This window comes from Actinopolymorpha rutila (genome assembly GCF_013407855.1).
GTDB lineage: Bacteria > Actinomycetota > Actinomycetes > Propionibacteriales > Actinopolymorphaceae > Actinopolymorpha > Actinopolymorpha rutila.
In genome coordinates this window covers 1,644,978-1,666,891 of sequence record NZ_JACBZH010000001.1, presented here as the reverse complement: position 1 = coordinate 1,666,891, position 21,914 = coordinate 1,644,978, and the positions used below count along the sequence as shown (strand labels likewise).

General features: G+C 70.7%; 20 protein-coding genes. 9 read left to right on the top strand and 11 right to left on the bottom strand.

The window, feature by feature from the left end; all coding sequences use genetic code 11:
• Positions 1-156 precede the first annotated feature (156 nt).
• From F4554_RS07390 to mshB, 3 genes are all read right to left on the bottom strand, one after another.
• Positions 157-750 (bottom strand): flavin reductase family protein, encoded by a 594-nt coding sequence (locus tag F4554_RS07390; RefSeq protein WP_337795918.1) that lies wholly within the window; start codon positions 748-750, stop codon positions 157-159.
• The gene (locus tag F4554_RS07385; RefSeq protein WP_179786699.1) at positions 740-1,174 is read right to left on the bottom strand and encodes a DUF6113 family protein; all 435 of its coding nucleotides are present in this window, start codon (positions 1,172-1,174) and stop codon (positions 740-742) included. The genes F4554_RS07390 and F4554_RS07385 overlap by 11 nt, the downstream gene beginning before the upstream one ends.
• Before the next feature lie 73 nt (positions 1,175-1,247).
• Complete coding sequence (gene mshB / locus F4554_RS07380) at positions 1,248-2,135, bottom strand: N-acetyl-1-D-myo-inositol-2-amino-2-deoxy-alpha-D-glucopyranoside deacetylase (protein WP_179786698.1); 888 nt, start codon at positions 2,133-2,135, stop codon at positions 1,248-1,250.
• A 64-nt stretch (positions 2,136-2,199) separates the two neighbouring features.
• On the opposite strand from mshB, the gene F4554_RS07375 reads away from it, so the two are divergent.
• Complete coding sequence (locus F4554_RS07375) at positions 2,200-4,344, top strand: prolyl oligopeptidase family serine peptidase (RefSeq protein WP_337795917.1); 2,145 nt, start codon at positions 2,200-2,202, stop codon at positions 4,342-4,344.
• Between the two features lie 66 nt (positions 4,345-4,410).
• Here the strand turns inward: F4554_RS07375 and F4554_RS07370 are convergent, their stop codons facing one another.
• Positions 4,411-6,501 carry a GxGYxYP domain-containing protein gene (locus tag F4554_RS07370; RefSeq protein ID WP_179786696.1) on the bottom strand — a complete coding sequence of 697 codons (2,091 nt, stop codon included), beginning with the start codon at positions 6,499-6,501 and terminating at the stop codon, positions 4,411-4,413.
• Positions 6,502-6,953: 452 nt separating this feature from the next.
• Here F4554_RS07370 and F4554_RS07365 point away from each other — a divergent pair, with 452 nt between their 5' ends.
• From F4554_RS07365 to F4554_RS07350, 4 genes are all read left to right on the top strand, one after another.
• A complete protein-coding gene (locus F4554_RS07365; protein ID WP_179786695.1) occupies positions 6,954-7,748 on the top strand; it encodes a hypothetical protein in 795 nt (264 codons plus the stop codon).
• A gap of 19 nt (positions 7,749-7,767) precedes the next feature.
• Positions 7,768-9,582, top strand: a complete 1,815-nt coding sequence (locus F4554_RS07360; RefSeq protein WP_179786694.1) for a fumarate reductase/succinate dehydrogenase flavoprotein subunit — start codon at positions 7,768-7,770, stop codon at positions 9,580-9,582.
• On the top strand, positions 9,582-10,346 hold the full coding sequence (locus F4554_RS07355) for a succinate dehydrogenase/fumarate reductase iron-sulfur subunit (RefSeq protein WP_179786693.1): 765 nt from the start codon (positions 9,582-9,584) through the stop codon (positions 10,344-10,346). Before F4554_RS07360 ends, F4554_RS07355 begins: the two co-directional genes overlap by 1 nt.
• 193 nt (positions 10,347-10,539) lie before the next feature.
• Entirely contained in the window at positions 10,540-10,836 is a 297-nt protein-coding gene (locus F4554_RS07350) for a 4a-hydroxytetrahydrobiopterin dehydratase (protein ID WP_179786692.1), read from the top strand.
• 30 nt (positions 10,837-10,866) lie between these two features.
• Here F4554_RS07350 and F4554_RS07345 read toward each other — a convergent pair whose 3' ends face one another.
• The 3 genes from F4554_RS07345 to F4554_RS07335 form a co-directional block, all read right to left on the bottom strand.
• On the bottom strand, positions 10,867-11,703 hold the full coding sequence (locus F4554_RS07345) for a carbohydrate ABC transporter permease (protein ID WP_179786691.1): 837 nt from the start codon (positions 11,701-11,703) through the stop codon (positions 10,867-10,869).
• Positions 11,704-11,767: 64 nt separating this feature from the next.
• On the bottom strand, positions 11,768-12,745 hold the full coding sequence (locus F4554_RS07340) for a carbohydrate ABC transporter permease (protein WP_337795916.1): 978 nt from the start codon (positions 12,743-12,745) through the stop codon (positions 11,768-11,770).
• On the bottom strand, positions 12,742-14,103 hold the full coding sequence (locus F4554_RS07335; protein WP_179786690.1) for an extracellular solute-binding protein: 1,362 nt from the start codon (positions 14,101-14,103) through the stop codon (positions 12,742-12,744). Before F4554_RS07335 ends, F4554_RS07340 begins: the two co-directional genes overlap by 4 nt.
• 282 nt (positions 14,104-14,385) lie before the next feature.
• On the opposite strand from F4554_RS07335, the gene F4554_RS07330 reads away from it, so the two are divergent.
• Together F4554_RS07330 and F4554_RS07325 are read left to right on the top strand one after the other, a co-directional pair.
• Positions 14,386-14,886, top strand: coding sequence for a hypothetical protein (locus tag F4554_RS07330; RefSeq protein ID WP_179786689.1), 501 nt, complete (start codon positions 14,386-14,388; stop codon positions 14,884-14,886).
• Between the two features lie 129 nt (positions 14,887-15,015).
• The gene (locus tag F4554_RS07325; protein WP_179786688.1) at positions 15,016-15,372 is read left to right on the top strand and encodes a YciI family protein; all 357 of its coding nucleotides are present in this window, start codon (positions 15,016-15,018) and stop codon (positions 15,370-15,372) included.
• Here the strand turns inward: F4554_RS07325 and F4554_RS07320 are convergent.
• Genes F4554_RS07320 through ychF form a run of 3 tightly spaced genes read right to left on the bottom strand, consistent with a single transcriptional unit; the run spans position 15,354 to position 17,578 of the window.
• The gene (locus F4554_RS07320) at positions 15,354-16,142 is read right to left on the bottom strand and encodes a class I SAM-dependent methyltransferase (protein ID WP_179786687.1); all 789 of its coding nucleotides are present in this window, start codon (positions 16,140-16,142) and stop codon (positions 15,354-15,356) included. The two genes, F4554_RS07325 and F4554_RS07320, sit on opposite strands and share 19 nt — an antisense overlap.
• A gap of 32 nt (positions 16,143-16,174) precedes the next feature.
• Positions 16,175-16,462 (bottom strand): DUF1905 domain-containing protein, encoded by a 288-nt coding sequence (locus tag F4554_RS07315; protein ID WP_179786686.1) that lies wholly within the window; start codon positions 16,460-16,462, stop codon positions 16,175-16,177.
• Between the two features lie 42 nt (positions 16,463-16,504).
• Positions 16,505-17,578 (bottom strand): redox-regulated ATPase YchF, encoded by a 1,074-nt coding sequence (ychF, locus tag F4554_RS07310; protein ID WP_179786685.1) that lies wholly within the window; start codon positions 17,576-17,578, stop codon positions 16,505-16,507.
• A 123-nt stretch (positions 17,579-17,701) separates the two neighbouring features.
• Between ychF and F4554_RS07305 the strand changes: the two genes are divergently transcribed.
• Positions 17,702-18,946: a DNA recombination protein RmuC gene (locus tag F4554_RS07305; protein WP_202889182.1), complete on the top strand. Its 1,245-nt coding sequence runs from the start codon at positions 17,702-17,704 to the stop codon at positions 18,944-18,946.
• Between the two features lie 150 nt (positions 18,947-19,096).
• Entirely contained in the window at positions 19,097-20,872 is a 1,776-nt protein-coding gene (locus F4554_RS07300; RefSeq protein WP_179786683.1) for a DUF6542 domain-containing protein, read from the top strand.
• Here the strand turns inward: F4554_RS07300 and F4554_RS07295 are convergent.
• Positions 20,793-21,767: a 4-hydroxy-3-methylbut-2-enyl diphosphate reductase gene (locus tag F4554_RS07295; protein ID WP_179786682.1), complete on the bottom strand. Its 975-nt coding sequence runs from the start codon at positions 21,765-21,767 to the stop codon at positions 20,793-20,795. The two genes, F4554_RS07300 and F4554_RS07295, sit on opposite strands and share 80 nt — an antisense overlap.
• Positions 21,768-21,914 lie beyond the last annotated feature (147 nt).

Below are 21,914 nucleotides of genomic sequence, written 5' to 3'. Positions count from 1 at the left end.
TCCGCCGGGACCGGACCCCGCGCGTTTCCGGTCCGTGTGCCTTGCACGGGTTGCCCGCGATGCGGCGATTGAGGTGGGTAACAGCTGGGCGGAACGAGGGGATTCGCGGCGGTGTGTCCGGGTGTCCGGCTCCGCGCGGTCGGTCCAGACCTGGAGTCAGACCTGTAGATCTGGGTCGGTCCGGGTGCTGACGGCGTGATAGCCACCGGCGTAGTAGACGAGCGCCGGTGCGGGATCGGGCGGGGTGTCGCTGCCGACGACCTCACCGACCACGATCGAGTGGTCACCGCCGTCGTGGACGGCGACGGTACGGCACTCCAGCCGGGCCGCGGCGGCCGACAGCAGGGCCGCTCCGGTGAGCCCGCGGTGCACGGGGATGCCGTCGAGCTGGCCCCGCAGCGGACGTCCGCGGTGCGCCAGCCGGGTGGCCACGTGGTGGTGGTCGTCGGTCAGCACGGACACGCCCCAGGTGCCGGCGGACAGCACGGCCGAGTGGAACCTGGCGATCTTCTCCACGCAGACGAGAACCAGTGGCGGGGACAGCGAGACGGAGGTGAACGCGCTGGCGGTCATCGCGTGGTCCACCCCGTCCAGACAGGTGGTGACGATCGTGACGCCACTGGCGAACCTGGCCATCGCGGCCCGGTAGTCGGCCTCGGCGACGGGCGCGAGCGGATGGTCGTCGGGGTGGTCGTGAGGCTGGTCGTGGGCGGACTGGTCGTGGTGGACGGACTGATGGTCAGCTGTCACGGTCCCCTCTTCTCGTCGAACCCCCGGTAGTCCCCGTGCTGCGCGGCCCGCCCTGGCCGGTCCGGGCGCGGCGGTCACCCCTGCGCAGGACCTGCCAACCCACCAGGAACAACCCGGCGACGACGAAACCGAGGCCGTACCAGTCGCCGGCGAGCACGACGTCGCCCTCCGGCCGGGGCCACAGCGCCGCCACGACCGGCACGGCCCAGCCCAGGGCGGCGGCCACGCCGCCGCCCTTGCCGAAGAGGAGCCTGCACTGGGCGAACAGCAGCGCGGCCACCACGAGCGCGAGCACGATGCCGTAGGGCAGCCGGACCCCGAGCACGGTGAGGTTCGCCCGGGAGACGACGACGCCACAGGTGCCGGCCACCAGGCCGAGGACCGCGGCGGCGACGAGTCCGGCCGCCCGCGAAAGTGCTGTCACGCGGGGAGCCTAGGCCATGTCTCAAGGTGGGAAGCCTGACTCGTGGCTCCCCGCATCGCGCCGGCCGGATGGATCAGGCCACCCCGGCGAACAGGTCGTTCTCCTGACCGGTGGCCGGGTCGGACGGGCCCGGGCGGCCGTGCACCAGGCGGTAGCACTCGGTGCCCCAGACCTGGTTGCCGAGGTTGTTGGACAGCGCGAAGAACGGCCCGTCGACCGCGATCTGGGTGGCGTGTGCCCGCATCGCGGCGAGCTTGCGCTCGACGTGGTGGTTGCCGTCGATGCGGGCCGAGATCTGCTCGTCGGGGACGAACGACCGCGGCAGCTCACCGTCGGGGTCCGTGCCCTCGAACGCCGTCTCCCCCATGTCGCGCAGCCGGCGCAGCCCCTCGCGCATCATCGACTCCGGCATCGCTCCCCAGTAGACCTTCGGGATGCTCCACGCCTCGCCGAGGTCGCGACGGTACGACGGCGCCCCGGCCAGGAAGTGCGCGTAGGTCGCCACCCGATGGGCCTGGATGTGGTCGGGGTGGCCGTACCCGCCGAACTCGTCGTAGGTGACCAGGACCTGCGGACGAACCTCGCGGATCACCGCCACCAGATGGTCGGCGGCCTCGCACAGGTCGGCCCGCCAGAAGCACTCTGGCCGCTCGTTGGCGGAGGTTCCGATCATGCCGGAGTCGCGGTAGCGGCCGACGCCGCCGAGCCAGCGGTGGTCGGTGACGCCGAGTTCGGCCAGGGCCGCGGCCATCTCCTTCTCCCGGTGGTCACCGAGGGTGTCGTCGCGGTCGGCGGCCAGGTGAGCGAGCTCGGGGACGAGTACTTCCCCCTCCTCGCCCCTGGTGCAGGTGACGAGGGTGACCTGAGCACCCTCGGCGACGTACTTCGCCATCGTCACGCCGTTGCCGATGGTCTCGTCGTCCGGATGCGCGTGCACGAGCAGGATTCTGCGGTCTGCCATGGGGCAACAATACGGACCGGCTCCCCCAGCGCCGCGAGGTCCGGGCATGCCAGGATCGACCTTCGTGACCACACCGCAGCCGCGCCCCGCCGAGTCCGCGGGCGCCACCTCCGCCCCGACCTATCCCCGGCTGAACGCCCGGACCCTCCGCTTCAGCCTGGGCGCGCCGCGTACGTTCACGATCGCTCCGGACGGCAGCCGGATCGTGTTCCTGCGCGCACCCTCGGGCACCGACCGGGGCATCGAGCTGTGGACGTACGACGTCGCCTCCGGCGCCGAACACCGGGTCGCCGACCCCGCGGCCCTGCTCACCGACGGCCAGGAGGACCTCTCGCCCGCCGAGCGCGCCCGCCGCGAGCGTTCCCGGGAGGGCGCCGCGGGCATCGTGGGGTACGCCTGCGACCGCGACGCCAGGTACGCCGCGTTCGCGCTGTCGTCCCGGCTGTGGCTGGCCGACCTCGACGGCGGGGAGGTCCGCGAGCTCCCGTCGGTCGCGCCGGTCGTCGACCCGCGCCCGGACCCGACCGGCCGCTACGTCGCGTACGCCTCCAACGCAGGTCTGCGGCTGGTCGACACCCACGCGTCGACAGGCGGGACACCGGCCGAGCGTGTGCTGGTGGGGCCCGAGCCGGGTGAGACCACCGTCTCCTGGGGAGTGGCGGAGTTCGTCGCAGCGGAGGAGATGGACCGCGTACGCGGCTACTGGTGGGCACCGGACGGCACGTCGCTGCTGGTCGAACGCTACGACGAGGCGCCGGTCCCGCAGTGGCACATCGCGAACCCCGCCCAGCCGGACCAGCCGCCGGTCCCGGTGCGGTACCCCGCGGCCGGCACCGGCAACGCCGACGTCTCGCTGTGGCTGGTCGACCTCGCCGGCGAGCGCCGCGAGATCCGCTGGGACGCCGCCGCCCACCCCTACCTCGTCGACGTGAGCTGGACGTCGTACGGCCCGCCTCTGCTGCGCGTGCTCAGCCGGGACCAGAAGTCCGCGCAGGTGCTGACCGTCGACCTGGCCACCGGCGCGACCGCCGCCATCCGCGAGGACAGCGACCCGGCGTGGGTCGAGATCGTCTCCGGTACGCCGCGCTGGCTGCCCGACGGGCGCCTGCTCACCACGGTCGACACGGGCGAGACCCGACAGCTGGCGTTCGACGGCGAGCCGGTGACGCCGCCCGGCCTGCAGGTGGGCGGGGTGCTCGACGTCGACACCGACGGGGTCCTGGTCTCGGCCACCACCGAACCCACCGAGCAGCACGTGGTGCGGGTCGGGCCGGACGGCACGGTCACGCCGCTGACCCGCGAGCCGGGCGTGCACCTCGGCCGGGCGTCCGGCGGCACGGTGCTGCTGGTGTCGCAGTCGCTGGACCACGACGGGTCGCTCGTCCGGGTGCTGCGCGGCGGCGCCGAGGCGGGACGGATCGAGTCCCGGCAGGAGCGGCCGCCGTTCACCCCCGGCGCCACACTGCTCCGACTGGGCCCCCGCGAGCTGCGGACCGCCATCCTCTTCCCCCGCGACCACACGCCGGGCTCGCGCCGGCTGCCGCTGCTGCTGGACCCGTACGGCGGACCGCACGCGTTGCGGGTCCGCTCGGCTCGGGCTGCGTTCCTCGCCAGCCAGTGGCTCGCCGACCAGGGGTTCTGTGTCGTCGTCGCGGACGGGCGCGGCACACCCAACCGCGGGCCGGCCTGGGAACGCGAGGTGCTGAACGACTTCGTGAGCACCCTCGACGACCAGGTGGAGGTGGTCGAGGAGATCGCCCGGCGCTACCCCGACGACGTGGACCCGGGCCGGGTGGCGATGCGGGGCTGGTCGTACGGCGGTTATCTGTCCGCGCTCGCGGTGATCGCCCGGCCGGACGTCTTCCACGCCGCGGTCGCGGGCGCGCCGGTCACCGACTGGCGGCTGTACGACACCTGCTACACCGAGCGCTACCTCGGCCACCCCGACGAGCAGCCCGACGTCTATGCCCGCAACAGCCTGCTCGTCTCCGCCGCCGGGCTGGAGCGTCCGCTGCTGCTCATCCACGGGCTGGCTGACGACAACGTCGTGGCCGCGCACACGCTGCGGCTGTCGTCGGCGCTGCTCGCGGCCGGCCGCCGGCACACGGTGCTGCCACTGACCGGCGTCACCCACATGACGCCGCAGGAGGTCGTCGCGGAGAACCTCCTGCTGCTGGAGCTGGACTTCCTGCGCGAGGCGCTCGGCTGAGCCGGCCGCGTGGCTCACCGGCCGGCGGGCCCGTCCCGCCGGCCAGTGAGCCCGTCGGCCCGTCGCTCAGGCGTCCAGGCCCTTCGCCGCACGAAGCAGCGTGAAGTAGTGGTCGCCGCGGACGGCCGCGACCTTGTCGCCCAGCTTCGCTCGCACCTGCTCGACCACCCAGGCGATGTCGCCGGGGGTGAGGTCCCACGCCGGTACGCCCACCGCGACGAACACCGGCGCGCTGCCGTCGAAGTCCTCCGCGTTGGCCAGGATCCGGTCCCGCATCACCGCCCGGTCGCCGATCGCGAGCTGGGTCGACACCGGCAGGTCGCCGTCCATCACGGTGGTGTCGCTGCGTACGAACCACATGTTGTAGAAGACACCGCGCAGGTCGAGGTTGTCGTTGTACGCCGCGGCGGAGGCGCCGGTCAGTGCCGGCCGGTCGTCCAGCGCGTACATCACGTCCAGTCCGGGCCGGTCGAGGTAGGACCGGGTGGCGGCGAGGAACTTCGGCAGCTCGGCTTCTGGCCACAGCGACGGGAAGAAGTAGCCCGGACCGCTCGGCCCGGCGACCAGGGTGTCCGCGGCGGTGGCCGTGCCCAGGTAGTGGCTCATCATGACGGGGGCCACGTCGGCGAGGAGCGGGCTGACCGACCAGTTCAGCGGCACCTTGCCACGGTCGGGGTGGTCCCACAGCTGCCGCATCCGGTGCTGGTCGTACTGGAGGTTGTCGCCTTCGCTGAAGGTGAACGTCAGGTAGACCTTCTTCGCGAGCTTCGGTGCGGCCGGCGCCCGCTGCGGCCGGATCGGTGCGCGCACCCCGCCGAACACCGAGGCGTTCTCCAGGAAGTCCGCGGCCAGCACGTAGACGCCGTGCCGGGATGCGAGCCGCACGCCGTTGAACTCGTCGGTGAACCAGCCGAGGTACGGCGTACCCATGTCGACCGCGGCGAAGATCCGCTCCATCAGGGCGGTCTCCTCGGGGCTGTCGTTGGACGCCAGCCAGAACGGCATCGCCTGGGTGGCCGCCGCGTAGTCGCGGATCTGCTGGGAGGCCGGGCGGCGGTCGTCGGAGGAGACGGACGGCGCGGTCTTCGAGGCGGAGACAAGGTACTGGTTCCACATGTCGACCGAGACGACCAGCTTGGTGGTGCCGGCCGGGACGGCCAGCCGGTAGACGAAGTAGTTGGTCCCGTCGGCGAACCGGTGCGCGTCGTTGGTGTCCGACTGCGGCTTGAGGGTCGACCCGCCCTTGTCGAACAGCGCCGCTCGCTCGGGGTCGGTGCCCGCGGTGAGGTCGGCGACGACCGTGCCGTCGGCCCGCGCGGTGACCTGGTGCACCGCGGGTCCCCACCCGTCCACCGGCTGGGAGTCCTGGAAGCGCAGGTAGACGGCGTCCCCGCCGAGGAACGCCGACAGGTCCAGGTCGTGCACCGCGCGGTTGGAGGAGTCGCGGATCGGCCGGTCCTCGCGGGCCAGCTCCTGGAAGTCCTTCCAGTTGTCCGGCGGGATCGGGACGCTCTGGCCCGGGTTGATGCCGAACAGCACCCGGTGGCTGGTCCGCGGCCACAGGTGCTCGAACGCCCAGGTGGTCGCCGCCAGGTCGGAGTCGAACCGGCCGCGCAGGTCGTCCAGCACGGGCAGGTCGTACGGCGCGGCGGAGAGCTTGCCGGCCAGCTCGGGACTGGCGATCACCCCGCCGCGCAGCGCGCCGATCGTGGTGGCGACGTTGACGGTCTCCACCACGTTCGGGTCGTAGACGACGATCCCCTTCGCCCGGTGCAGGTGCCGGTCGAGGACCTGCCAGGGGTCGGTATAGGTCGTGTACGGGACGTGGGTGTCCTTCAGCCAGGTGTCCGCGCCCTCGCTGGGCTTGCCCACGACGACGTAGATCCGGGGCAGCTCGCGGTTGACCAGCCCCTGCAGGGTGGTGACCAGCAGCTTCACGTCGTCGGCGGTGTCGCCGGCCATCATCAGCGCGTCCAGGTGGCTCGGCCGGGTGAACACCGGCAGCTCCCGCCGCGCCGGCCAGGAGATCCCGTCGGCCTCCGCGGCGTATGCCGGGGTGGGTACGGCGAGGAACGTGCCCGCGGCCCCGGCGGCGAGCCCGCCGGCCAGGAACGCACGTCGGGAGGGCTGGGTTCGGGAGGGTGACGTCCTCGTCATGGCGGCAGCTCCGCGGCTCACATCCGGGCCACCGCCGGGGAACCCCGGGCACACCCGGGTCCGACTCGGTGGCAGAAGGTGACCGGACACTACCTGTCAGACACCGGCGCGACGTCCGACCTGGCCGCTTTTCGCCATGCGTTCGGAGGGCGTACGCAGCGCGCGGAGGACGCTCGGAGGCGGAGTGTGGCCGATCACACATTCCGACCTGGCCCGGCCGCCCACTATGTGCTGCCGGAAGGGTGCAACATGCCAGACGAAGCTGACGCACGGGTGGCGTCGGTCACATCGCCTCCTGCCGATCCCCCTGACCCGGGGTGACGACCTGGGCGATCACGGTGGCCACGCGTGCGGCAGACTCTCCCCACCCGCACCGTCGGCGTTCACACCCGGGGACAACGCTCGGGACGCTTCGCCGGCGGCCGGACCGGCACGCGAGAGGATTGGGCGAGATGGCAACGGGAGTGTTGGGTCCCGAACGCGCGGACATCGACAAGGGCACGCTGCGCCAGGACCGCTGGTGGATCTCTCCGGCGGTGACCTTCGTGGTGTTCACGGCGTTCGTCGTGTACTCCACCTGGCGCGCGTTCGCCGGCGCCAACTACTACGCCTCGCCGTACCTCTCGCCGTTCTACTCCCCCTGCCTGAGCACCCACTGCGTGTCCGGGGCCAGCGACTTCGGGCAGCCGATCGGTTTCCTGCCGGCGTGGTTCTCCCCCGCCCTGGTCATCCTGATCTTCCCGCTGGGCTTCCGGCTCACCTGCTACTACTACCGGAAGGCCTACTACCGCGCCTTCTGGCTGTCGCCGGCGGCGTGCGCGGTGCCCGAGCCGCACAAGAAGTACACCGGTGAGCGGCGGTTCCCGCTGATCCTGCAGAACGTCCACCGCTGGTTCTTCTACGCGGCGTTCCTGATCGCCCTGATCCTCACCTACGACGCGGTGATCGCGTTCCGCAACCCGCAGCACGAGTGGGGCCACATGGGCCTCGGCACCCTGATCCTTTTGGTCAACGTGGTGCTGATCTGGCTTTACACGCTGTCGTGCCACTCGTGCCGGCACATCACCGGCGGCCGGCTGCGCAACTTCTCCAAGCACCCGGTGCGATATCGCTTCTGGACGTTCGTGTCGAAGCTGAACGGCCACCACGCACGCTTCGCCTGGGCCTCGCTGGTCTCGGTCGCGGTGGCGGACTTCTACGTCTACCTGCTCGCGACCGGCGCGATCACCGACGTCCGGTTCTTCTGAGGAGACCGAGGTACATCGCATGAGCACAGTCGAACCACGCAACACAGGCGAGCGGCACTCCTACGACGTGGTGGTGGTCGGTGCCGGCGGCGCCGGTCTGCGGGCCGCGATCGCCGCCCACGACGCGGGCGCACGCACGGCGATCGTCTGCAAGTCCCTGCTCGGCAAGGCGCACACGGTGATGGCCGAGGGTGGGATCGCCGCGGCCATGGGCAACGCCTGGCCGGAGGACAACTGGAAGGTGCACTTCCGCGACACCATGCGTGGCGGCAAGATGCTCAACCACTGGCGGATGGCCCAGCTGCACGCCCAGGAGGCGCCCGACCGGGTGCTCGAGCTGGAGGAGTGGGGCGCGCTGTTCGACCGTACGCAGGACGGGCTGATCTCCCAGCGCGACTTCGGCGGCCACCGGTACGCCCGGCTCGCCCACGTCGGTGACCGTACCGGCCTGGAGATGATCCGCACCCTGCAGCAACGCGCGGTCGCCCTCGGGATCGACGTGTTCATGGAATGCACGATCACCGAGATCCTCAAGGACGGCGACCGGGTGGCCGGCGCGTTCGGCTACTGGCGCGAGAGCGGGCGGCTGATCACGTTCGAGGCTCCCTCGGTCGTGCTGGCGACCGGCGGCATCGGCAAGTCGTTCAAGGTGACCTCGAACTCCTGGGAGTACACCGGCGACGGGCACGCGCTGGCGGTGCGGGCGGGCGCGAGCCTGATCAACATGGAGTTCGTGCAGTTCCACCCGACGGGCATGGTGTGGCCGCCGTCGGTGCGCGGGATCCTGGTCACCGAGTCGGTACGCGGTGACGGCGGGGTGCTGAAGAACTCCGAGGGCCGGCGCTTCATGTTCGACTACATCCCGGACTTCTTCAAGGCGGAGACGGCGGACTCGATCGAGGAGGCCGACCGGTGGTACACCGACAAGAAGAACAACCGGCGCCCACCTGAGCTGCTTCCCCGCGACGAGGTGGCCCGGGCCATCAACTCCGAGGTGAAGGCCGGCCGGGGCACCCCGCACGGCGGGATCTACCTCGACATCGCCTCCCGGCGCGACCCGGAGTACATCATGCGGCGGCTCCCGTCGATGTACCACCAGTTCAAGGAGCTGGCCGACGTCGACATCACCCGCGAGCCGATGGAGATCGGGCCGACCTGCCACTACGTGATGGGTGGTGTGGAGGTCGACCCGGACACCGCCGCGTCCATCGTCCCCGGCCTGTACGCCGCGGGTGAGGTCGCGGGCGGCATGCACGGCTCCAACCGGCTCGGCGGCAACTCGCTGTCGGACCTGCTGGTGTTCGGTCGCCGGGCGGGCCTGAACGCCGCCTACTACGCCGCGCGCACCCAGGACGCGCCGGTGACGGTGGACGACGACGCGGTGCTGGTGGCGGCCGACGCGGCGCTGGCGCCGTTCTCGGAGGAGGGCGGCGAGAACCCCTACACCGTGCAGAAGGACCTGCAGGAGGTCATGCACAACCTGGTCGGCATCATCCGCACCGCCGATGAGTTGGAGCAGGCGCTCGGCGAGATCGAGAAGCTGGCCGAACGGTCCCGGCACCTGACGGTGGAGGGCAACCGCCAGTACAACCCGGGCTGGCACCTGGCTATCGACCTGCAGAACATGCTCTGGGTGTCGGAGTGCATCGCGAAGGCGGCGCTGACCCGGACCGAGAGCCGAGGTGGACACACCCGCGACGACTACCCGATGACGGACCAGGACTGGGGCACGAAGAACATCGTCCTGCGGCGGCGCAACGACTCGGTCGAACTCGCGATCCAGCCCCTACCGCAGATGCCGGCCGAGCTCAAGGCGCTCTTCGAGGAGAAGTGATGGGATACGACCTGTCCATGCGGGTGTGGCGCGGCGACGTCGACGGCGGCGCGCTCGCCGACTTCACCGTCCCGGTCGAGGAGGGCGAGGTCGTCCTCGACGCGATCCACCGCCTCCAGGCCACCCAGGCCGGCGACCTCGCCGTCCGGTGGAACTGCAAGGCCGGCAAGTGCGGCTCGTGCAGCGCGGAGATCAACGGCAGGCCACGGCTGTTGTGCATGACCCGGCTGTCGGAGTACGACGAATCCGAGACGATCACGGTGACGCCGATGCGGACGTTCCCGGTGATCAAGGACCTGGTGACCGACGTCTCGTTCAACTACGAGAAGGCCAAGGAGGTCCCGGCGTTCGCACCGACCGCGCCGGACGCCGACGGCAAGCGGCGGATGTCGCAGGTCGACGTGGAGAGGGGCCAGGAGTTCCGCAAGTGCATCGAGTGCTTCCTGTGCCAGGACACCTGCCACGTGGTGCGTGACCACGAGGAGAACAAGCCGGCGTTCGCGGGGCCGAGGTTCTTCCTGCGGTACGCCGAACTCGACATGCACCCGCTGGACACCAACGACCGGCGCAAGCTGGCGCAGTCGGCCGCGGGTCTGAGCATGTGCAACATCACCAAGTGCTGCACCGAGGTCTGCCCCGAGCACATCAAGATCACCGACAACGCGATCATCCCGATGAAGGAACGCGTCGTCGACCGCAAGTACGACCCGCTGGTCTGGCTGGGCTCGAAGATCTTCCGCCGCGACCAGCGCGAAGAGGTCTGAGGACCAGGCGTACGCCCGCCGTCGACAAAGCAGAGGGGCGTGGATTCTTCCGCGGAAGAATCCACGCCCCTCCTGCCGCTTTCGCTCGGTGCCCGAGGGCGTCCGGCCAAGATCCGCGCATTGTGGAAAACCACGCCGTTCGCGTGTCCTGTGGGAACTTGACCTCGACGCACGGACAGGACAGCGTTCTGTCATGGCACAGCTGCTCAGCGACGACCAGATCACCGAGGCCCTGCGCGACCTACCCGGCTGGGAGGCACGCCCGGGTGCGTTGTTCCGCGCGGTCACCGCACCAAGCTTCATGGCCGGCATCGGTCTGGTCGACCGGGTGGCGCAGGCCGCCGAACAGATGAACCACCACCCCGACGTCGACATCCGCTGGACGACCGTCTCGTTCTCGCTGACCACCCATGCGATGGGCGGGGTGACCGACAACGACGTCAAGCTGGCCGGACGCATCAGCGCCCTGGCCGACGAGCTCGCCCGTTGACCGGAGGAGGTGCCGGACTCCTCGACGGCCTCAGCCCTTCAGCGCACCCGCGGTCAGCCCGGCCATGAACTGCTTCGCCGCCAGCAGGAACGCCACGAAGATCGGCAGCACGCTGATCACACTCCCGAGCATCACCGCGGCGGTGTCCTGTCCGTACAAGGTGTTCAGGTTGGCCATGGCCAGCGGGAGAGTGAAGTTCTGCTGCGAGTTCAGCACGATCAGCGGAATCTGGAACGCCGTCCAGGTGCCCATGAACGTCCACACCCCCAGCGCGCCGAGGCCGGGCCGGATCAGTGGCAGCACCACCGTCCAGTAGGTCCGCCAGTCCGAGGCGCCGTCGATGCGCGCCGCGTCGTACAGATCGGTCGGGACGGTCTGGGTGATGACCTGCCGCATCCAGAACACCGCGAACCCGTTCGCCGCGCCCGGGATGATCAGCGGCCACAGCGTGTCGATCCAGCCCAGCCGGGCGATCAGGACGTACCACGGGATGAGGCCGACCAGGCCCGGGATGAAGATCGTCGCCAGGAGCACCCGCCACATCCAGCGCGCGCCGGGCGCCTGGCGAAACCGCGAGAAGCCGTACCCCACCAGCGAGGCGAGCACCAGCACCAGCGCGGTGTGCGCGACCGCGACCAGGATGCTGTTGCCCATGGCGCGCAGTACGGGAACGACCTCGACCAGCCGGGTCCAGTTCGCCGACAGGTTGCCGCCCGGCAGCAGGGGCGGCGGGAAGTGGTAGATGGACGCGTTGTCGTGCGTGGCGAGTACGACCATCCAGTAGAACGGCAGGACGAACACCAGCACCACGAGGTAGATCATCACCGTGATGGCCCGCCGGGCCACCGGCGATCCCGTACCGTTCATCCCACTCCCTCCCACGACAGTGCCGTCGACACCGGCACCGGTACCGACACCACCGGCACCGCCGTCATGTCCGCACCCGAAGCAACCTGCTGTTGACGACCGTGAACACCGCGATCAGGGCGAACATCACCCACGACAACGCCGACGCCGTACCGAAGCGGAAGTCGGTGAACGCGGTGCGGTAGAGCATCGTGCCGAGCACCTCGGCGGACTGGTCGGTGCCGCCGGTTCCGTTGGTCAGCACGAAGGGTTCGTCGAAGAGCTGGAACGCGCCGACTGTCGACGACGTGGCACTGAAGAAGATGATCGGCAGCATCAGGGGCACCGTCACCCGGGCGAACACCTGCCGCCCGCTCGCCCCGTCGACCCGTGCCGCGTCGTACAGCTCCCTCGGGATCGACTGCAGCCCGGCGACGAACAACAGCATGTGGAAGCCGAGGAACCGCCAGGTGATCATCACGATGATGATCGGTTTGATCCACACCGTCGACGCCAGCCAGTCCAGGGTCACCCGGTCGCCGCTGACGAACGACAAGAACCCGTTGACAAGGCCCGCGTTCGTGGAGAACAGCACGCTCATGATGATCGCGATCACCGCGGGGGCGGCCAGCAGCGGAAGGAGGAAGACCATCCGCAGGAAGCTCCGCCCGAACACGACGTACTCGTTGATGAGGTAGGCCAGCACGAACGCCGCCCCCACCGTCACCAGCGTCGAACCCAGCCAGATGTAGACGGTGTTGAACACCGCCTTGCCGAACGTCGGGTCGGTGACGATGGACACGTAGTTGTCCAGCCCGACGAAGTGCGCGGGGTCGAGGCCGTCCCAGTCGGTGAAGCCGATCCAGAACGCCGCCACGATCGGCACCAGCCCGAAGACCCCGAAGAGTACGAAGAACGGCGCCACCATGAGGTAGAAGTTGCTGTGCGCTCGCATCCGGTCACCGAGCCCGGACGACGACGCACCCGCCGCCGGGCCGGAGCCCGCGCGACCGGCGAGCCGGGTTCGGGTGCCGGCCTGGTCCCTGACCTCTCCCCCGCTCACGAGACCTTGTCCTCGAGGTCGGCCTGCGCCTTCCGCAACGCCGCCCGGACCGTACGGACGCCGTGCACGACGTCGGTGACGGCGTTGGAGAGGGCGGTGCTGGCCAGCGCGTCGTTGGGGTTCGTCACCGGCGGTCGCATCGTGGCGGACACCTCGCTGAAGACGGTGTTGACGTTCTCGTTCGCGTAGTACGGGTCGGGCTTGTTGATCCAGTCGCTCTTCCACGCCGGCTTCCAGGCGGGATAGAGATCGCGGCCGTACATCGCCGCCAGGCTCACCGGGTCCTGGGTGACCCACTTGACGAACTCCCAGGCGGCCAGCTGGTTGGTGCTGGCCTGCAGGACGCCGATGAAGTCGCCGCCGTAGTTGAACGCGCTCACACCGTCGGTGGCCGGCGCCAGCGCCACACCCCATTTGCCGGCGCTCTTCGGCGCGTACTGCGCCTTCAGCAGGCCACCGAACCAGTTACCGGAGAAGAACGTCGCGATCGCGCCCTCGTTGATCGCCGCGCCGCGTTCCTGGGAGGACATGTCGGGCGCGAGGAGCCCGTCCTTCTGCAGGCCGACCGCGAACTCCAGCGCGTTCGCCACGATGTCGCTGTCCAGTTGCGGCGTACCGGAGGCGTCGAAGTACGACACGCCTGCCTGGTTGCGCAGGACGGCGACCAACTGACCGGGGTCGTCCAGCAGCCAGCGTTGGCCCTTCACGGCGAGCTTGCGGCCGGCCGAGACGAACGTCGGCCAGTCACGCATCGCCGCGTGCACGTCGGCGGGTTCGGTCGGCAGGCCGGCGGTCTTGAACAGGTCGCGGCGATAGAACATGCCGCCGGGGCCGGTGTTCTTGGGCAATGCGAAGATGCGGCCGGACCGGTCGTCGGCGACGTACTTCCAGGAGAAGTCGGCGTACTTCCCGGCCATCGCGGCCGCACCGAACGGCTTGCGCGACAGGTCGACGAATCCCGGTTTGCTCTTGAAGTTGGAGACGTTGGTGATCTCCACCATCGCGACGTCCGGTCCGGTGCCGGACACCAGAGCGCCGAGCAGTTTGCTGTTGAACGTCCCGCTGAATCCCTGCACGCGGACCCTGATCCGCGGATACCTGCGTTCGAACGACGGGATCGTCTGTAAGAACATCCGGTCGTTGTCGGGCCATGTCCACACGGTGATCTCGCCGGTGCCGTCGCCCAGTGCTCCGTCGCGGTTCAGGCCGCAGCCGGCCGTCAGGGTCCCGGCGCCGACCACTCCGGCTGTGGCCGCGACACCACCGGCCGCGTGCGCGGCGCCGCGAAGAAACGTCCGGCGGCTGATCCGGTTGGTCCGGCGAGTCCCGCGGAGCTCGCGGATCTGGCGGGTTCCCATGCTCCTCCCCGGCTTCGGACGACATGCGGTGGGCGCGAATGGCGGGCCGAATCTAATTGATGTCGATCATGAGAGGACAGACCGTGGCCGAAGGTAGCCAGCGCCGATCCGGATTGGCCGGTACGCAATGTCGGGGGAGAAATCTCTGTCTCGATGAATATCCACTCACATATCTCTTCGATTAACGCGTTGACCTGTCGGTCATTTCACACCGATGCTGGTGTCAGGCGACGGTCACGGCTCCCGACGAAGCGTGCCGACCGCGAACCCGAGGGGGTTCTCATGAGGGAGCTCTACACCTACGAGATCGCGTCCACGACTCCTGAGGGGCGATGGACGCCGGTCGTGATCCGCACCGGCTGGTTCAGCCGAGACCCCGAATCCATCGCTCGCGGACTTCTGGAGAGCTGGGTTCTCGACTACCGTGGCCGCCTCATCAGCGGCCAAATTTACGCCTTCGGCAAGCCCGAGCGGGCCAACTCCGCCCGGCTCCTCGCCAGCGTGCGCGTACGCGTCTTCAAAGGTGCGGACGTCGACGTCTCCACGGCGAAGCCGATCGCCATCGCCCTGCTCGCTCGCCCCGACGTGAGCCGGCACCGGGACCGTCATCTCGGCGGAGGGCCGCCACCGGCCCAGCGGAGCGACCCGACCGACCCGACCGACTCCAGTCGCCGGCAGCGGGTACGAGCCCGCCTCCGGTTGCCGCGGGCTCGGCCCGGCGACCAACACCCCGGCGATCAACACCCCGGTGACCGGCACCTCCGCCGGCTGGCGCCCGACTAGCGCCAGACCTGCGCCCGGAAAGTTCCTCGAAGAAAGTTCGGGAGCGGTGTCGATCCCGCCGCTCGTTGTTCGAAGGAGGGGTGAGCGGCGGGGTCGGCCCGCCGTCCCGACTGATCGAGGAGCACAGGCATGCCGCGTTTCCTGACCATGATCCGCATCGACGAGAACACCCTGCCCGGCCAGGAGCCCGACCCCGGTTTCGAGGGACGCGCGGCGGCGCTGTTCGAGGAGATCAACAAGGCCGGCGTGATGCGGGAGACCCGCGGGCTCTTCCCCACCGCCGAGGGAACCCGGCTCACCTGGTCCGAGGGGAAGATCAGCAGCACCGACGGCCCGTTCACCGAGACCAAGGAGGTCGTCGGCGGCTATTCCATCACCGAGACCAGGGACAAGGCCGAGGCGGTGGAGTGGGTCCGGCGGTTCCTGGAGATCCACCCGAAGAACTGGACCGTCAGTGCCGAGGTACGTCAGATCGAGGAGGGCTGACCCGGCCCGCTGGAAAGACCACGGGGTCGATCCGGGACGTGCTGACCGACCGGGCGGGCGACGAAGACGTACTCCCGCCCGGGCCGGTCAGGTGCGTCCCGGACCTCGTCCACGGCAAATCCCGACGCCGCCAGGGAGTCCTCGACCTCCTCGCGGCTCCGGAAGCGCAACGTGGAGTGGGAGGTGTGCACCGAGCCGTCGGCCTCGAAGACGTAGGTCCCCTGGAAGCTGACCAGCGAGCCGTCGATTTCCGTCGTCTCCACCCAGGTGTCCACCATGCCGATTCCCGGTACGTGCGTACGGCTGCGGGAGTGGCCGGGGCTCCACTCCCGCCACGCCTCCCGTTCTGGTACCCGGGTCTCGAACACCAGCCGGCCGTCCGGGGCAAGCGCCGCCCGGACGCCGCGCAGGGTCGCCGCCCAGTCGTCGTCGGCCAGAAAGACCTGCGCGACGTTCGCCGTCATCGTGGCGACGTCCACCCGCAACGGCGGCAGCGTGGTCGCGTCCCCGTGCAGCCAGCGCACCCCGTCGGCCCCCGGCTTGCGCCGCGCCACGTCCAGGGAGGCCGCCGCCGGGTCGACGCCGACGACCTCTACTCCGCGTTCGGCGAGCAGACAGGCGAAGGTGCCCGTCCCGCACCCGACGTCCAGCACGCTGCGGGCACCGAACTCCGTGACCATCGCGGCGTAGATGTCCAGGTCACTCCGGTCGGCGTCCACCCAGTCGTAGATCTCGGCGAGCCGGGAGTCGGCGAACAGCGCGTCAGGCATCAACACACCGTAGCCAAGATCCGGCCGGGTGGTCAGGCGCCGACGTCCAGGCTGACCGTCACCTCGTCGCCGAGCTCCAGCCCCTCGGCCCGGCGTACCCAGGTCTTGACCGGCACGATGTACCCGCCGTCCTTCGGCCACAGCGACGTCGTCCACTCCGTCGCGCCGATTCGCACCGTGACCGGGATCATCCCCCAGCCGTAGGTGACGTACGACGAGGTCGCCGCCAGCTCACCGCACTCCTCCTCGGGAACGGTGACGAAGTGCCACGGCGCCGGCCCGCGCCAGAACCACAGCTCGCCGCTGAACTCCAGGTTCACGCGGCACAGAATAGGCGCGTACCACCCCGGCCGCGCGCCCGGTCAGACGTTGAACTTGAACTCCACGACGTCACCGTCGGCCATGACGTAGTCCTTGCCCTCCAGGCGGACCTTGCCCCGCGACCGCGCCTCGTTCATCGAGCCCGCGTCGACGAGTTCGTCGTACGACACGATCTCGGCCTTGATGAACCCACGCTGGAAGTCGGTGTGGATCGCGCCGGCCGCCTCCGGTGCCGTGGCACCCTTGCGGATCGTCCAGGCCCGCGACTCCTTCGGGCCGGCGGTCAGGAACGTCTGCAGCCCGAGGGTGTCGAACCCCACGCTGGCCAGCATCTTCAGCCCGGACTCCTCCTGCCCGGTCGAGGCCAGCAACTCCGCGGCTTCCTCCGCCGGGAGCTCCAGCAGCTCCGACTCGATCTTGGCGTCCAGGAAGATCGCCTGCGCGGGCGCCACCAGCTCGGTCAGCTCGGCGCGCACCGCGCCGTCGGTGAGCTCGCCTTCGTCGCAGTTGAAGATGTAGATGAACGGCTTGGCGGTGAGCAGGTTGAGCTCGCGCAGCGCGGCCAGGTCGACACCGGCGGCGTACGCGGTGACGCCCTTCTCCAGGGCGGTCTGGGTCCGGCGTACGACCTCGATCGTCTCGGCCAGGCCCTTCTTCAGCCGGGCTTCCTTCTCCAGCCTCGGCAGCGCCTTCTCGATGGTCTGCAGGTCGGCGAGGATCAGCTCGGTCGTGATCGTGCCGATGTCGCCGGCCGGGGAGACCTCGCCGTCGACGTGCACGACGTTGGGGTCGCGGAACGCCCGGGTGACCAGGCAGATCGCGTCGGTCTCGCGGATGTGGGCCAGGAACTGGTTGCCGAGCCCCTCACCCTCCGACGCACCGCGCACCAGGCCCGCGATGTCGACGAACTGCACCGTCGCGGGTACGACCTTCGCCGACTCGAACATCCGGCCCAGCACGTCCAGCCGCGGGTCGGGTACGCCGACCACGCCGACGTTCGGCTCAAGCGTCGCGAACGGGTAGTTGGCGGCGAGCACGTCATTTGCGGTGAGAGCGTTGAAAAGGGTCGACTTCCCGGCGTTGGGGAGTCCGACGATTCCGATCGACAAGGCCACGGGCCGCAAGCCTACGCGAGCGTGGCTCCGGCGCGGCGGGCGCACGGGGGCGCTGCCTGCGCGAGCGTGCACCCCGGCGCGGCGGACCGGGACTTGTCGGTGGTCTCCGTCACAGTGGTCGCCATGAACGGGACGATCTTCCTCGCCTTCGCCGTGGGACTGGCGGTCGGACTGGCCATCGGCGCGCTGCTGGTGCGGGTCCGGATCGCGGAGTCGCTCGCGCGGGCCGGCGCCGAGCGGGACGCCGCCGAGGGCCGGCTGGCCGAGCTCACCGCCGACCGGCGTTCGCTGGCCGAGCAGTTCAAGGCCCTGTCCGCCGACGCGCTCGCCCAGTCCAGCCGGCAGCTGCTCGACCTCACCGACGCCCGGGTGCGGGCCGCGGAGACGGTGGTGGCGCCGGTGAAGGAGAGCCTGGACCGGTTCGACGGGCGGCTGCGCCAGCTGGAGGAGTCTCGGGTGGCGCTGCAGTCGACCCTGCGCGAGCAGGTCGACGCCGTACGCCTCACCGGTGAGGCCCTGCGTAAGGAGACCGGCGCTCTGGCGAGCGCGCTGCGCAAGCCACAGGTGCGGGGCCGCTGGGGGGAACTTCACCTCGCCCGGGTGACCGAGCTCGCGGGCATGGTCGACCACGTCGATGTCAGCTTCCAGCACAGCGCGACCAACACCGACGGTGACACCGACGCCATCCACCGGCCCGACCTGGTGGTCCACCTGGCCGGTGGCAAGCACGTGGTGGTCGACGCCAAGGTGCCGCTGGAGGCGTTCCTCGATGCGGCCGAGGCACCCGACGACCGGACCCGCGCCGAGCGGCTGACCCGGCACGCCCGGCACGTCCGCCACCACGTCGACGCCCTGGCCGGCAAGGGCTACTGGCGCCGGTTGCCGGCGACGCCGGAGTTCGTGGTGCTGTTCATGCCGGGTGAGGCGTTCCTTTCCCACGCGCTCGAGGCCGACCACACGCTGCTGGAGTACGCCGCCGAACGCCGGGTGATCCTGGCCACGCCGAGCACCCTGATCGCCCTGCTCCGCACGGTGGCGTACGCATGGACCGAGCAGGCCCTCACCCACAACGCCCGGGAGGTCTTCGAGCTCGGCCGGGAGCTCTACCAGCGGCTCGGCCGACTCGGCCGGCACCTCGACCGGCTCGGGCGGTCGCTCAACGGCGCGGTCGGCTCCTACAACGAGGCCGTCGGGTCGCTGGAGACGAGGGTGCTGGTCAGCGCCCGCCGGCTGCACGAGCTGAAGGTGACCGACGAGGACCTGCAGGCGCCCGCTCCGGTCGAGCAGGCGGTCCGGCCCCTCGCCGCGGCCGAGCTGGTCGGAGCGGCCGCCGAGGCACGTGCGGTCCGCCGGGTCGGAGAGGGGTGACGTGGTGCGGGCTGACGTGGTGCTGCGCACCGCGACGCGATGCTTGGGCGGCGCCGACCGCAGAGCCCGCTCCGGTTCGTTCGACAATTCTCATGATCGTTTCGGGCGGGCCGGGTGACGCCGCGCCGGTGGCCCCAATATCGTTCTGCCGTGCAGGAGCCACGCGTGCAGGGTCGGTCGCCATCGGCGCCAGCCGAGGCGAGGTCATGGACGACGCCACTCGCGGACCGGCAGTCCGCGATTCTGGCAGCAGAGGAGAGCCGGCGCGGCCGGGACGACGCCGACGCGTCGTACCCGCCACCACCGCGCGCCGAGCGCGCCCAGGCCGGGATTCGCCGGCGGGAACGCCCGCCGATCGAGGGACCGCGCCGGGAACGCCCGCCGGTCGACTCGACGCGGCGGGACCGTACCCCGATCGAGCCCGCCCTGCGGCCCGCCGGTCGACGTATCGCCACGTCGGCGGCCGAGGCCCCGCCGGCACCGGACGGCCCGGCAGTCCGCGGCCGTCGGGTGGCCGTCCCCCTCCCCGCGGACCTGCCCACCCGGGCGGAGCGCGCCGCCTGGCCGCCGCCGACGGCCGGCACGTCCCTGCTCGGCCCGCTCGTCGAAGACCGGCCTGTCCGCCCGGGACGGCGGGCCAGGACCTCCTCTCCAGCCCCGGACCAGACAGCCCACGAGGCGCCCACGCCGGTCCCGCCGCTCGTCGAGCCGACTGCTCCGAGCCGGCCGGACGGTGTCGTGACACCGTCGTCGGAGACCATCCCGGCAAACCCGGACGCGAACCAGGACACGAACCCGGACCTGGACCTCGACGAGCACGACGCCGCACTTTCCCGGCTGCCCCGGTCAGCCGAACACCGGACGCACCCGCTGCCTGTCGCGCTGAGCGACGACACGTTCGAACCAGATGTCGAGCCGACGACACGCGGCGGTTCACGGGGGCTGGCCGGCGCACGACCGACTTCGGGCGACACAGGCTCGGCCGGTGCCGGTTCCAGTGCCGGCAAGGGCAGACGTCGACGTACTGTCGCCCCGTCCACACCCGCCACACCCGCCGAACGTGAACCCGCCTTCTCGGCGCCCGGATCGGACGCCGACGTCGAAGAGACCTGGAAACCGCGCCCCGCACAGGGGCAGGACGCCGAACCATCCTGGCGGTCCGTCCTGGCTCAGCGACCCGAGCCGGCGCAGTCCGAGTTCCCGTCACCGGACCGCCCCGAGCGCGTGACCTCCGAGCGCGACGACACCCAGCGCGGCACGGGCCCGGCGACGCGCCAACCCGTCGCCGGCGACATTCCGCAGGACCTTCGGCCGAGGGGCCTGCGCCGCGCAGAGGACACCGAGGAGAGCGGTTCACAGACCGTGACGGACATCCGACGGCAGGCGGCCCGGCCCCCGGCGCGCCCACAACCGGACCTCCGAGGGCCCGAAGACCTGGCACGCAGTGCCGGCCGGCCGAGCACCGATCCGCGCGAGATGGGGATGCCGGCCTTCGTCGCGGCGCTCGTGGGCGTCGGCGGCAGCCTGCTCGGCGCGTTCCTCGACATCCTGGTGACCGGCGGCGTCGGCCTGCTGTTCAGCCTGTGCTTCGTGCTCACCGCGTTCGGGGTGGCGGCCGGCGTACGACGTACCGGCATGTTCACCGCCGGCGTCCTGCCGCCGCTCGCCGCGCTGGCGAGCCTGGTCGTGGTCGCCGCCGTGGACCCGCAACGGATCGCCACCACCACCTCGCCGGTACGCGCGGTGCTGGCCGGGCTGGCGTGGGAGTCGTGGACGATCGTGGCCGGCTGCGCCGTGGCGCTCGTGACAATCGCGGTGCGAGCGGCTTTCGCGTACCGCGCCCGGGTCAGCGCGTCGAGGCGGCCCGCCGAGGCGTACGCAACTCGGGGGGCAGGGCGAAGATCAGGCTCTCCTCGGCGGTCCTGACCTCCTCGGCGGCGGGGAAGCCGCGGTCGGTCAGCAGGTCGAGCACACCATCGACCAGCGAGTCCGGCACCGACGCGCCGCTGGTGACGCCGACGACCTGTACGCCGTCGAGCCAGGCGTCCTCGATCTCCTCGGCGTTGTCCACGCGGTAGGCGGCGTGGGCACCAGCCTCCAGCGCAACCTCCACGAGGCGTACGGAGTTGGAGGAGTTCGACGAACCCACCACGATCATCAGGTCCGCCTGGTGAGCGATCTCCTTCACCGCGACCTGGCGGTTCTGGGTGGCGTAACAGATGTCGTCGCTCGGCGGGTCGATCAGCTGCGGGAACCGCTCCCGGAGCCGCTCGACCGTCTGCATCGTCTCGTCGACCGACAGCGTCGTCTGGGACAGCCAGGCCACGCGGGACGGGTCACGGACCTCGATCTGGTCGACGTCGTCGGGTCCCTCGACGAGCTGGATGCGGTCGGGGGCCTCCCCTGCGGTTCCCTCGACCTCCTCGTGCCCGGCGTGGCCGATGAGAAGGATGTCCTGGCCGCCGCCGGCGAACCTGCGGGCCTCGTTGTGCACCTTCGTCACCAGCGGGCAGGTCGCGTCGATCGCACGCAGCGAACGCTCCTCGGCCTCCGCGTGCACGGCGGGTGAGACCCCGTGGGCGGAGAACACCACGGTCGCGCCCTCCGGGACGCTCTCCAGCTCGTCCACGAACACCGCGCCGCGGGCTTCGAGGCTGCTGACCACGTGCTTGTTGTGCACGATCTGCTTGCGGACGTAGACGGGCGGGCCGTACTTGTCCAGGGCCTTCTCGACCGTGATCACCGCCCGGTCGACTCCGGCGCAGTAACCGCGCGGGGCAGCGAGCAGGACTCGGCGTTCGCTCGACGTCATGCCACTCATGGTAGGTGGCCCGCCGAGCGGGGACGCCCGCCCGCCGGGGTGAGGCTTGCCACGTGCTCCGCGGGCAACGCTTCACCGACCTGTCGCACACGGCGGGTGACCCCACATCCGGCCGACCTGGAAAGGGATGAAAGGGGCATCTCCGCT